The sequence below is a fragment of the Olleya sp. NP1-10 genome (assembly GCF_055804415.1).
In genome coordinates this window covers 2,307,776-2,320,321 of record NZ_CM147840.1, presented here as the reverse complement: position 1 = coordinate 2,320,321, position 12,546 = coordinate 2,307,776, and the positions used below count along the sequence as shown (strand labels likewise).

Annotated in this window: 12 protein-coding genes and 3 pseudogenes; 5 read left to right on the top strand and 10 right to left on the bottom strand. The window is 31.4% G+C overall.

Annotation, left to right across the window (positions count from 1 at the left end; all coding sequences use genetic code 11):
* Positions 1-146: 146 nt before the first annotated feature.
* Positions 147-450: pseudogene (locus AC0L4B_RS10925) on the top strand (transposase); the annotation flags it as partial.
* A 69-nt stretch (positions 451-519) separates the two neighbouring features.
* Here AC0L4B_RS10925 and AC0L4B_RS10920 read toward each other — a convergent pair.
* The 5 genes from AC0L4B_RS10920 to AC0L4B_RS10900 all read right to left on the bottom strand — a co-directional run bounded on the left by AC0L4B_RS10920 (position 520) and on the right by AC0L4B_RS10900 (position 4,748).
* On the bottom strand, positions 520-1,011 hold the full coding sequence (locus tag AC0L4B_RS10920; protein WP_473436931.1) for a hypothetical protein: 492 nt from the start codon (positions 1,009-1,011) through the stop codon (positions 520-522).
* Between the two features lie 223 nt (positions 1,012-1,234).
* On the bottom strand, positions 1,235-1,735 hold the full coding sequence (locus AC0L4B_RS10915; protein ID WP_473436930.1) for a hypothetical protein: 501 nt from the start codon (positions 1,733-1,735) through the stop codon (positions 1,235-1,237).
* 121 nt (positions 1,736-1,856) lie between these two features.
* Positions 1,857-3,797: a hypothetical protein gene (locus AC0L4B_RS10910; RefSeq protein ID WP_473436929.1), complete on the bottom strand. Its 1,941-nt coding sequence runs from the start codon at positions 3,795-3,797 to the stop codon at positions 1,857-1,859.
* An 85-nt stretch (positions 3,798-3,882) separates the two neighbouring features.
* Positions 3,883-4,290: a hypothetical protein gene (locus AC0L4B_RS10905; RefSeq protein WP_473436928.1), complete on the bottom strand. Its 408-nt coding sequence runs from the start codon at positions 4,288-4,290 to the stop codon at positions 3,883-3,885.
* 110 nt (positions 4,291-4,400) lie between these two features.
* Positions 4,401-4,748, bottom strand: a complete 348-nt coding sequence (locus AC0L4B_RS10900; RefSeq protein ID WP_473436927.1) for a hypothetical protein — start codon at positions 4,746-4,748, stop codon at positions 4,401-4,403.
* Between the two features lie 259 nt (positions 4,749-5,007).
* On the opposite strand from AC0L4B_RS10900, the pseudogene AC0L4B_RS10895 reads away from it, so the two are divergent.
* The 3 genes and pseudogenes from AC0L4B_RS10895 to AC0L4B_RS10885 all read left to right on the top strand — a co-directional run.
* Positions 5,008-5,304: pseudogene (locus AC0L4B_RS10895) on the top strand (transposase); the annotation flags it as partial.
* A gap of 135 nt (positions 5,305-5,439) precedes the next feature.
* Positions 5,440-5,847, top strand: coding sequence for a hypothetical protein (locus AC0L4B_RS10890; protein ID WP_473436926.1), 408 nt, complete (start codon positions 5,440-5,442; stop codon positions 5,845-5,847).
* Positions 5,848-6,018: 171 nt separating this feature from the next.
* Entirely contained in the window at positions 6,019-6,651 is a 633-nt protein-coding gene (locus AC0L4B_RS10885; protein WP_473436925.1) for a hypothetical protein, read from the top strand.
* 51 nt (positions 6,652-6,702) lie between these two features.
* On the opposite strand, the pseudogene AC0L4B_RS10880 reads toward AC0L4B_RS10885, so the two are convergent.
* The 3 genes and pseudogenes from AC0L4B_RS10880 to AC0L4B_RS10870 form a co-directional block, all read right to left on the bottom strand.
* Positions 6,703-6,952: pseudogene (locus tag AC0L4B_RS10880) on the bottom strand (IS110 family transposase); the annotation flags it as partial.
* Positions 6,951-7,565 (bottom strand): hypothetical protein, encoded by a 615-nt coding sequence (locus tag AC0L4B_RS10875; protein WP_473436924.1) that lies wholly within the window; start codon positions 7,563-7,565, stop codon positions 6,951-6,953. The gene AC0L4B_RS10875 and the pseudogene AC0L4B_RS10880, both read right to left, overlap by 2 nt.
* 12 nt (positions 7,566-7,577) lie before the next feature.
* The gene (locus AC0L4B_RS10870) at positions 7,578-7,700 is read right to left on the bottom strand and encodes a hypothetical protein (RefSeq protein WP_473436923.1); all 123 of its coding nucleotides are present in this window, start codon (positions 7,698-7,700) and stop codon (positions 7,578-7,580) included.
* A gap of 579 nt (positions 7,701-8,279) precedes the next feature.
* Between AC0L4B_RS10870 and AC0L4B_RS10865 the strand changes: the two genes are divergently transcribed.
* Complete coding sequence (locus AC0L4B_RS10865; protein ID WP_473436922.1) at positions 8,280-9,389, top strand: polysaccharide lyase family 7 protein; 1,110 nt, start codon at positions 8,280-8,282, stop codon at positions 9,387-9,389.
* A 66-nt stretch (positions 9,390-9,455) separates the two neighbouring features.
* On the opposite strand, the gene AC0L4B_RS10860 is transcribed toward AC0L4B_RS10865, so the two are convergent.
* Both AC0L4B_RS10860 and katG read right to left on the bottom strand, forming a co-directional pair.
* Positions 9,456-9,923 carry an ankyrin repeat domain-containing protein gene (locus AC0L4B_RS10860; protein WP_473436921.1) on the bottom strand — a complete coding sequence of 156 codons (468 nt, stop codon included), beginning with the start codon at positions 9,921-9,923 and terminating at the stop codon, positions 9,456-9,458.
* A 179-nt stretch (positions 9,924-10,102) separates the two neighbouring features.
* A complete protein-coding gene (katG, locus tag AC0L4B_RS10855) occupies positions 10,103-12,331 on the bottom strand; it encodes a catalase/peroxidase HPI (RefSeq protein WP_473436920.1) in 2,229 nt (742 codons plus the stop codon).
* Positions 12,332-12,546 lie beyond the last annotated feature (215 nt).

Genomic DNA, 12,546 nt, shown 5'->3' with positions numbered 1-12,546 from the left:
TATAGCTGTATAATTAAAAGCTAAATTACAATAATGCGTTTGCAAGTACAATACGTATAACTACGTATTTTTTAGCTAGTGATTATTTTGTGTTATTATAAGAGACCGTAATTAATTGTTTAATTTTAGGCTACTTATTTTTGGAAAGTATATTATGTAGTTACGCTAGTTAAATACCAACAATCCGTCAAAGTGGAAGTCGTGTAAACGGACGTCCAAGAATTAGTAAAACAGGAAATTAAAAGCTCCGAAATTTATTATTTATGTGCAGTTTTATTGCTTGTAAATATAACAGTGCTTGCAAAGCAATATACGATAGATTATTAGCCAAAGGGAAGCGTAAAAATAGCATTAATAGCGGTTTGTAATACCCTTTTAAAACAGGCTTTTGTAATAGCCAAATCAGGACTAAGTTATGATAATTATAGAAGTGCTGTATTAAAAAAATAATGAGTTTTTACTTGTTTTTTACCACAGTACTTTGTTGGCTACAGTATTTATTATTCATTTTCATTTTTTTCATATCCTATACTTTCTGTTCCTAATATATTTAATTAATTTATAGATTAAGAATGGTAGTATAAAATAAAAAATAATTTTAAGAACAATAAGAGCATACATACCTCGATATTTTCCTTCATAATATTCCTTTGGTGCACCTTTTAAAAAATAATAGCCTGTTAATTTACTTTTATACAATGGTTGATATTTAAGGTTAAAGTCAATGTATTTTGAAAAACCTACTTTTAATGTTAAAGTAGAATTATCACTCATTAATACACCTCTAATATCAAATCTAATTAAATCGGCTGTTGCTTCATTTCTGTCAAAAGTTTCTTTTAGAAGAAGAGAGTCAACAATCATATATTTTTCTTTGTTGTTTAAGCTCTTAATATTCTCAAATTCTTTAAAATATCTATTATTTACTAAATCAAGAATTGTAAGTCCAATTGAGCCAATACATAGAAAAAATAATATAAAAAAGAGAATTGCTTTTATTCCGTTATACATTGTTTTTTATGAATTAAAGAATGATATAGGTTAGTTTTATTAGAGTATTCAATTCAATTATGCTGGTTTTTGCAAATTGTTGCCAACGTTGTTGTGTATGGTTAGTTGCGTGGTTAAGCAACTAATTTAGTAAACAAAAACGAACGCGTGAAAATTCCGAAGGAATTTTCCAAATAAGCACTTGCCAAAGCAATTAATTATACACGTTGTTACCACACGTATTTTATTTTCCGTTTTTCTTTTTTTCAGTTGGTGGTGCTGGTGGTGGCGGAATATTCAAAGTTCCAGATTCTTTATCGGATTCAGCGCTTATTTCCTCCATTTGTTTTTTACTCACAACTTTTATGTCATCAACTAAATTGTTTTCTCTGTCCTTAAATCGGATAAACAATTGTCCAAATTCAGTTTTAGTTTCTTTATTGTAGAAATGATAGCTATAAATCAAAGGATTCTCATTCATCATTGTCAGATAATAAGTTGCTTTCAATTCAGAATTATCAATGTCAGATTCAAGTTGTTTAATTTCCGAAATTGCTTTTTCATTATCAGTTCCTTCGTACCAATTTGTCAAATCAGTTGATTCTTTTTTGTCTATTAATATTCTTCCAATATTTTCACATTGAAGTATATATTTCTCCAATTCAGGCTTAAATATTTCCTTTTTTTCTTGAGCGAAAATATTAGTCGAAGTCAATAATATCAATATTAGTAATGTATTTCTCATATGTGTGGTAACGTGTTTGTATATGGTTTGTTACGTGGTTTAAGCAACTAATTTAGCAAATACAAACCGAATAGAAAATCCGCGAGGATTTTCGTAAGTAGGCTTGTACCAGCAATTAATTTTATACGGTGTTGGCACCAGTTTTTTGTTCCGTTTTATATAAATTCAAATCGTCTTTAATCTTATAGACAACTAGTATTAATAGTTTTAATAACATCAGATAATCGTTTTGTTGGCTATCGACTGAACTGCTGTTAGTTCCGTGTAAATATTTGTTTCTTAAATCCAATCCGTTAGAAAACTCTTTTTGATTTAGATAATAATTCAAATATCTTCTTTCTTCTTTAGTGAATAAAGTGTTTTCAAACTTTATCATTCCGTTATTTTCCATTTCTAAAATCTCGTTTCTTATTCGCTCGGAATAATGCCAAAAATTTAGAGCATCTTCATAATGCAATTTTCCAATTACAAAAATTAACTCCTGATTCTTAATTCTTAAAAAACCATCTTTATCGGTTGATAAATATTCATTTGAAATTAAATAGTCAATCTCTCTTTTTTGATAATCTTGAAAGTCGTTATAACTTATGTTTTCGCTGATTATTAACTGATAGAATGTACGATATTTTTCTTTGTATGGTTCTATGTAATAAAGCATAGATTGATTCGAAAAGAAACAGTATTTTATTCTCAAATATTCATTGCCTACACCATAAATATATTTCTTTTTTAGTTTACTTTTTACTTTACTTAAATGTAATTGGGAAGTGCTTATTCTTAAAAGGTCAAAGTCAATAAAATCCTCTTCTACATAGCATTGATATTGTTTAATTAGAAATTCTAATTCAGGAGCAATAAATCTAATTTTTTCTAATGGTGAAGCATTTTCTGAAGCGAATGAAATTGTTAAGCCTTTAATTTCGAACCTTTCATTTAATACTTCATTTACTTGATGGGATAAAACTTGCTCAAGAATTATATTGTTCTCTTGTAAATAACGTAAGTAGATTGCTAATTGTAAATGAGATAGTAAACTTTTACCGTGAAACTTAAAACTAATTAAGTATTCGTTTTTAGAACGCATAAAAGTTCTCTCAAATGAGTCTATCTCGTGATTTTTATTTACTAATTCAATACAACCTTGTGCATTGATATAGTTAAATAAGAACGAGAAATTACCAAAAACATTTTCATTTGATTTTGTAGCGTTCAACCACTTTTCAGAATAGCAATGCGTAAATTGTCCATTCTGATTTTCTAATTTATAAGGTTCTTCTTGGTCTTTTGAAATAGAAACCTGCACAACGTTAGTAGAACCTGTTCCTTTTTCAAAAATCTCATCGTTTTGCTTCTTCTCTAATCTTTTAGCCTTTAATTTGGTTTTGTCGGATATTTTTAAAGTTCTTGATTTAACAACTAATCTAACATAGTTTAAATTGGCATTTGGCGAATCCAAATAGCTTAATATTATAGACTCTTTATCGTTATCATTTAATGAGGTTGGAAAAAATAGTTTTGGTTTTTCAGATAAAATATGGTCTTCTTCAAATTGGGAAAGTAATAACTCTGCTGATTCTGTCGATTCAATAAGGTAATCTTTAATTATTTTAGAATAATGATTGACTATATTCTTTTGCTTTAAAAACTGTCTTATATAAAACCTGCTATTTTGTAAAATTTGAGTTATTGTTTCCGCTGATATTTTTTTGTAAATACTTAATTGGCTTATTAGGGTCCAAAACGAATCATAATACTGATAATCTATTGAATCAAAATAAACCGAAAAGTTTTCGTTATTAATTTTAATGAAAAATGAAGTGATTACGTTCCAAAACGAATCGACAGTCTCAATATAATTTGTTTTTATTTCAATACTCCAATCATTACGATAGAGTTCATTATCAAAGTAAAGTTTAATTTGATATAGTTCTAAAATATCATTTATATCATAGAGTTTTTTAGAATCGAAGCTGTCAATTATAGGTTCAGCATTTTGTAGATTTCTATCACCTGATAAATCTTGTTTAGAATAAAAAACTACTCGATTTATATCTCTTTTCATTGTGGAATTTCAAGTTCAGGTGATTTTGGTCAAATTGGTGCCAACGTGTTTGTGTATGATTTCGTTGCGTGTTTAAGCACTAAAGTTAGCAAATAAAACACAGATAGAAAGTCCGCGAGGACTTTCGTAAGTAGGCTCTAACTAGCAATGAATTATACACATTGTTGTGGTTAGTTTTTTCAGTTATAGGAATTCCATAAGGACCATTTTCAGATGTTGATTTTGAGTAAGATTTTCGGTTTTTTAAATCCATAATCAGAAAATCAATTCCGTTTAGTTTTATACTTATTTCGTTTCCGTTCCAATCAATTTCTATGTCCTTATTTTCAATTTCTCGTTGGATAGAGAATTCATTCGAATACCTTTTCATTAATGGCGCAGAAATAGCATTATTGATATAGTCTTTTATTTCTTTACTTGACTCAACAAGAGTTCCACGAGAACATATAAATCCGTCAAATTCAATTCCGATACTTTCCTCCGAATGTTTCAAGACATAAGCCCAAACAGAATGGTTATCTCCTTCGACAATGACCTCTCGATTTTGTTCTTCATTTATTTTAGATAAATAGATTTCGTTCATTTAAGACTTCTTGATTTGTTTTACCATAAATGTGGTTTTGCAAAATAAAGCCAACTACACCATAAAGTCCATAAGCAACTGAATAAAATTCCGATTATGAAAAATACCATTCGGAATCTTTTAATTCCGACTTTGTTTTTCAGGTAATACCAGTCAAATAATTCCAATAAAATTCCTAATGAATAAAAAATATTTGCTCCAATTCCCCAAATAATAATTCCAATTGTGTCGTCTATTGTCCAAGAGTATTCTCCTCTTGAAAGCCCATCGTAAATTCCAAAAATTCCGAAAAGTCCAACAGCAACATTATAAATCCATCTTTTGGATTCCCACCATTTTATGTTCGATTTTAATTGTTCTATCGTCATTTTCTTAAATTAACCACAACTGGTTATATAACAACTAATATAGTTGTTTTTGGGATTATATTTCCCTTTATGACAACTTTTAGTAACTTATATCAAATAAGTTTCATTTTATTATAGCTGTATTATTAAAAGCTAAATTACAATAATGCGTTTGCAAGTACAATACGTAAAACTACGTATTTTTTTAGCTAGTGATTATTTTGTGTTATTATAAGTGACCGTAATTAATTGTTTAATTTTAGGCTACTTATTTTTGGAAAGTATATTATGTAGTTACGCTAGTTAAATACCAACAATCCGTAAAAGTGGGAGTCGTATAAAAGGACGTCCAAGAATTAGTAAAATAGGAAATTAAAAGCTCCGAAATTTATTATTTATGTGCAGTTTTAATGCCTGTAAATATAACCATGCTTGCAAAGCAATATACGATCGATTAGTAGCCAAAGGGAAGAGTAAAAAATTAGCATTAATAGCCGTTTGTAATACCCTTTTAAAACAGGCTTTTGTAATAGCCAAATCAGGACTAAGTTATGATAATAATTACAGATGTGTATAATTCATTGCTAGTTAAAGCCTACTTACGAAAGCCCTCGCGGACTTTCTATCTGTGATTTATTTGCTAACTTTAGTGCTTAAAACACGCAACAAACCATATACAAAACCGTTGGCAAACATTTGAAAAAACAACATAATGAATATTAAATATAACGAATCCAAAAAAACGATAGAAATAAAAGACAGTTTGAAAACCCAGTATTGGATGATAAATATTATGGCGATTTTGAATATAATAAATTCAATTCTTTTCCCTGTTTTTGTGCTTGAGAAAAAACAAATGGAATGGTTTGGATTTATATGGGTAATTATTGGAATTGCATCAGTAATAGGTTTGATTTATCAAATTTGGAAAAAAACTGCATCTGAAAAACTTAATTTGTCTGAAATCAGTTCACTTAACGAAAAGCAAATTTTTGGCAGAAAAAGGTTCAGTCTGAAATTGAAAAACGGAAAATTAAGAGATTTGATGGAAATGAAAAACGAAACTGATATTAAAAAAACTAAAGAGTTGTTTAAAAATATCGGAATTGAAACAAACTGAATAAAAAAATAAAAACGATTTGCCAACACCGTATAAAAATAATTGCGGTTTAGTGCTTAATCAAAGGTCGTTGCGTGTTTGTAACGTCTGAATTTCCTTCGGAAATTCCTCGCATACAAACCCGCAACTATTCTTATACATAAACGTTGTGCGTAAGTTAAACTCAACCGTATGGAAAAGCAGAAACTAAATAAGAATGTTGACGAGAGTAACTTAGAACACACTTTTAAGAATATTCTATTACTTGAAAAACTATTTATTTTAGAAATCAAAAAGATTTACGAAATTGAAAGTGGAATATCTGAAATAAACCACTACATAATGTCAATAACAAATAGAGCGATTTCTTTAAATAGAGGTTTTGTTACTCTTGCGGAATGTAATAATTATCAAACAGCAATTTCATTGATGAGATTGCAAATAGATAATTGTTTGAGATTATATGCTTTGAGTTTATACGCTAATTCGAGTGAATTTTATGAAAAAGTTTTAAACGGAGAACACATTAGAAATTTAAAAGACAGAGAAGGAAATAAAATGACGGACAATTATTTAGTCACAAAAATTGATAAGATTTTTCCTCAATTTAAATCTTTGTACAAAAAACTTAGTGGACATATTCATTTTTCATCTGAACATTTCCATTTCAATAACAAGGTCGAAAACGAAACGTTATCTGTGTCGGTAGGAAATATTGAAAATTTGACGATTGCTGAGAAAGTAGATTATACATTTAATATGTTTTTGCTTGGAAAGGACCTTTTATCAATAATCGCTGAATATAGAAAGGAAATTACAAACTGAAAAAAAACTACGCACAACAAAGTACTGTGGTAAAAAACAAGTAAAAACTCATTAATTTTTTAATAAAGTACTTCTGTAATTATTATCATAACTTAGTCCTGATTTTTGCTATTGCAAAAGCCTGTTTTAATAAGGTATTACAAACCGCAATTAATGCTAATGTTTTGCACTTCCCTTTAGCTACTAATCGATCGTATATTGCTTTGCAAGCTTAGTTATATTTGCAAGCTTTAAAACTGCACATAAATAATAAATTGCGGAGCTTTTAATTCCCTATTTTACTAATTCGTGTAAATCCTCTAAAAACTATTCAAAACCCTAAGACCAACACAATTTGTAGCGTTTAAAGCATACAAAGCACCATCAACCATTTGGTAAAACCGCACACCAAGCACAAAAAGCCTAGTCCCAAGCACATTAGGCAAAGCATCTGGTGTTAAAGTCAAAGCAGACCCAGTATAACTACGCTCCATAACTAAAGGTGGTGCCAAATGCAAGGCGTAATCCAAACGCTCAAAATCAAAATCCAAAACACCATAAGTCAGTGCAATATGTGTGGCTCCATCCACAAAACCAACCTGATCAATATTAAAATCTGTAAAGGTTAACGCGTAATCACTATCAGACACAACAGACTCAAAAGGCAATACCTGTTGTACATCGCAAGTTGGTGTATAGCTAAACGTTTGTAAGAGCTGTAAACCTTCCGCCTGCCCTACTCCATTAACAACAGTACGTGCTCCACGTATATTAGTCGCGTCTAAAGCCTTAATTCTCATAAACAAACCCATCAAACGACTATGAAAATGCGGAAAAGTATACCCCTTATAAAACGGAGCCAAAGCTAATCTAAATGCTTTATTAACTGCAGAACAATGCCCAAACTCATTGGCATTTTCACGCACACGCTGCATACTAGCCTTGCTTTAAATAGCTTTTTTAGTAAAACCACCACCTGCTTTTCTTGCAATAGGTTGCCCATTCAAATAATAAAAATTAACACCATTTAAAGTCCCTACCAAAGGGATAATTCCTGTCTGTTTTGCCATACCATCAAATTTTTAATTAAACATCTATAATACAGTAATATACAAAATATTTTAATAGAGGTTATAGCGTGGTTATAGCATGCTTATAAAGTACTTATAACATGCTTATAGCGTATCCAATAGCAATCAATAATAACTTAACTAAATAATTAAGGTAATAATCAAAGGACACAACAGTAAGAGAGACAAAAGGCTTTAGCGTAGTAATAGCCTAACTATAAAATATTTTCACAGAGTATGGGACATTAAAATCTTGTAAATCTCCCCTCCAAACACATCACAACAACCAACATAAAACCAAATACAACCCTCATAACGGTAGCAGAGGTATATACAAAAACCAGTAAACACATTTTACACACTAAAACACTAACAGTAAGCACCCTACACCTTGTTTTTAGAACCTATGTGTAATACAAAAAAGAACAATAAATACGACTAAAGGGTTTTGATTCTAAAATGATTTTAGGGTAACTGCAATTGGTTTACCAATTTTTAAGTATATTAGTTAGGTTATTTTAACTACAATTAATTATGTCTTTAATAATTAATTAGACACAACAAACTAAACTAAACTAGATGATAATGATTAAAAACCAACGTAACTTAGTATTGGGCTTAAGCCTTTTAAGTATCACACTACTAAACAGCTGTAAAAAAGAAGTAAAACCAACTAACACTGAAACTAAAACAGAAGTAAAAGACAGCATAAAAATAAAGTATGCAAGTACTGTAATTCCGTTTTTTGATAACTGGAAGTTAATTTTAGGAGACGGGTCTAATGCTGGTATTGTTAATGATTTTGAAAGTAAAGACTTTTTCTATACGACTTATGATGGTAAAACGGATTGGGTTGTCTTTAAGACACCAAATGGCGGAGACACACACGGAACTTCTAATAACACCAGAACAGAACTAGCACAAATTAAAAAATGGTACCCAAAAACAGCTAACGATAAATTGTCTGCAACTTTAAAAGTCATGAATGTGTCTGCTACTGGTGATGCACGTGTAGCTGCAACCCATTCCGTAGTTGTAGGACAAATTCACAGTGCTGATGCTTTTGAAAACGAACCATTAAAGATATTTTACAAAAAATATCCTGGACACGATAAAGGTTCTGTTTTTTGGCATTACGAAATTAATACTGCTGGAGACGACAATTCTAAACGTTGGGATTATTCTTCAGCGGTTTGGGGTAACGACTTCTCGGTTGTTGGTAGCGAGGCCAATACCTATCCAGAACAACCTAAGGATGGTATTGCGCTAGGCGAAGAATTTAGTTATACTATTGAAGTCAAAGAGGGAATTATGAATTTAACATTTACTAGTCCAGGACATGAAACTAAAACATTTACTAAAAACTTAATACAGTCTGAATATACAACAGTAGATAACATCCCTGAACAAACTAAACAACTATTTTTTCCTATAGGACAAGATGGTATCGAGCGCGAAACTGCTTATACAGGAGAAGGTTGCTTTTTTAAGCTTGGTGCTTATAACCAAACCAACGGAAAATCTCCTGATGTAAATAAAAACTGGTGTTCTGGTGCCCAAACTCATAATGGTGATATTTCTAAGCAATATGCGGATGGTAACTATGCTGAAGTTTGGTTTAAAACCGCTAGCATAAGCGTTAGTGATGCTGCAGTATCAAATGAAGGGTATTTTACTAAAAACGATTAATAATACCCTAACACATAATATAAACCACTTTGTAGTTACAAAGTGGTTTTTTATTTACTACTAATTTTACTGTAATAAGGCTGCTATAGCATCAAATTTCTTTTCTATGGCATAGTCTAGAGCCGTTTTACCCTCATTGTCTTTTATAGTAGTGTCTGCTTTATGTTGTAATAATAACTTTACAATATCAATTTTATCATATTGGGTCGCAAAGGTTAAAGCAGTCGTCCCATTATTATTAACTGCATTTAAGTCTGCTCCATTTTTAATTAAATAGTCTGCAAAAGCAATGTTGCCTTTAAAACTAACACCTATTAATGCGGTGTTCCCTGAGGCATCTTTATCATTGATTGGTGCATTATGCTCAACCAAGACCTTTGTAGCTGCTTCATTATCAAAATAAGTAGCCAAAATTAAAGGTGTAAATCCACGTTGATCTTTAGCTTCTGCTAACCTTGGGTGTTCTGCTAAAATGGCTTTTAAACCTGCTGTATCTCTATTTTTTATACTTTCAAAAAGCTGTTCTGTATTCATTTTCTTTCAATTTTATTGTTATTTAAAACTGACTATAGTTATAATTTAAACTTAATTTAAAACCTAAAACCATTAGGTTACAAATCAATTAAAACGTCATTTAAATTAGTCTTAGTCAATAAAAAAGGAATGAATTTTATGCCAATTCATTCCTTTAAATTATATGTTTGCGTTCTTAATTATATATCAAAACGACCTAAATTCATCACTTTAGTCCAAGCTGCAACAAAGTCGGTTACAAACTTTTCTTTACTATCATCTTGTGCATATAATTCTGAATAGGCACGTAAAATAGAATTAGATCCAAATACTAAATCAACACGTGTTGCGGTAAATTTAACTTCTCCAGTTTTACGGTTTTTTATTTCGTAAATACCATTATCATTTGATTTCCATTCGTAAATCATATCGGTAAGATTAACAAAGAAATCATTGGTAAGTGCTCCTTCAGTTTCTGTAAACACACCATGCTTAGTGCCTCCAAAATTGGTTCCCATTACACGCATTCCTCCAACTAAAACAGTCATTTCTGCAGCAGTTAACCCAAGTAATTGTGTTTTGTCTAATAACATTTCTTCTGGACTGACTACATATTCTTTTTTCTGGTAGTTTCTAAAACCGTCAGCAAGAGGCTCTAAAGACTCAAAAGACTCAACATCTGTCATCTCTTGTGTAGCATCTCCTCGACCAGGTGCAAAAGGAACACTTACATCCATTCCAGCATTTTTAATAGCTAGCTCTACACCAACATTACCTGCTAATACAATAGCATCTGCAACGCTAATATTAAATTCTGCTGCAATTGGCTCTAATACTGCCAATACCTTTTGTAATTGCGCAGGCTCGTTAGCGTCCCAAGTATTTTGTGGCTCTAAACAAATACGTGCTCCATTTGCTCCACCTCTAAAGTCAGATCCTCTATACGTTCTAGCGCTGTCCCAAGCGGTAGCTACTAACTCAGAAATAGTTAAATCTGTACTAGCAATTTTAGCTTTAACAGCATCAACATCATAATCATAATTACCTTTAGGGATTGGGTCTTGCCATACTAAATCTTCTTGTGGTACGTCTGGTCCAAACCAACGGTCTTTTGGTCCCATATCACGATGCGTTAATTTAAACCAAGCACGAGCAAAAGTATCAGAGAAATAATCAAAATCATTCATAAACTTCAAAGAAATCTCTCTATAGATAGGGTCCATTTTCATGGCCATATCCGCATCAGTCATCATAGGATTGTACTTCGTAGTTAAATCTTCAACATCTACAGGCTTATCTTCTTCTTTAATACTCACTGGTTCCCATTGATCTGCTCCTGCAGGACTTTTTCTAGATTCCCATTCATGGTTAAATAACATTTCAAAAAAGCCATTATCCCATTTTGTAGGATGTGTGGTCCAAGCGCCTTCTAAACCGCTAGTAACTGTGTATCTTCCTTTTCCAGATTTTGTTGGGTTAGACCAACCCATACCTTGCTCCTCTACACCAGCACTTTCTGGGTCAGGCCCTAAAATACTAGCGTCTCCATTTCCGTGTGCTTTTCCAACGGTATGTCCTCCAGCTGTTAAAGCAACCGTTTCTTCATCATTCATAGCCATACGCTTAAAAGTCTCACGGACTTGTTGCGCTGTTTTTAAAGGGTCTTGTTTACCATTAACCCCTTCAGGATTTACATAAATTAATCCCATTTGTACAGCTGCTAATGGATTTTCCATAGTATCAGGTTTATCCACATCGCTATAACGCTCATCACTTGGTGCTAACCACTCTTTTTCTGCTCCCCAATACACATCTTTTTCTGGATGCCATATATCTTGACGACCAAATGCAAAACCGTAGGTTTTTAAGCCCATACTTTCATAAGCAATAGTTCCTGCAAGAATAATTAAATCTGCCCAACTAACTTTATTACCATATTTTTTCTTGATAGGCCATAGTAAACGTCTAGCCTTATCTAAACTCACATTATCAGGCCAAGAATTTAATGGTGCAAAACGCTGATTACCAGTTCCACCACCACCACGTCCATCGGCTAATCTATAGGATCCAGCTGCATGCCATGCCATTCTAATCATTAATCCTCCATAATGTCCCCAATCTGCAGGCCACCAATCTTGAGAATCTGTCATAAACTCATGAAGATCTTTTTTAAGGGCATCAACATCCAGTTTTTTTAATTCTTCCTGATAGTCAAAATCTGCACCTAAAGGATTCGTTTTAGAATCTTGTTGGTGAAGAATATCTAAATTTAGAGTATTTGGCCACCAATCGGTAACTGATTTTTCTGTGGTAGTAATTGCACCTTGCATAAAAGGACATTTTCCAATATCCGAACCTGCTCCATCTGGATTAGTTTCTTGGTTTTCTGCATGTATTGAATCTGCAGAATCGTTAGTTGAATTTCCCATAGTATTTAATGTTTGATTTATAATTTAATTGGATATAAAATTAGTTATCTACCCTCTAAATTTACCATTAAAAAAATTGATTGTTACTATTTTAATATAGCTTTTAACTATAACAAGTATTAAAACCCATAAATATTAACTATTTAATAAAGTTTTGCTAACACGTATTAATTACAGTCTTTATTACCTATTTTTACTTTTAGAAACAAAACTTA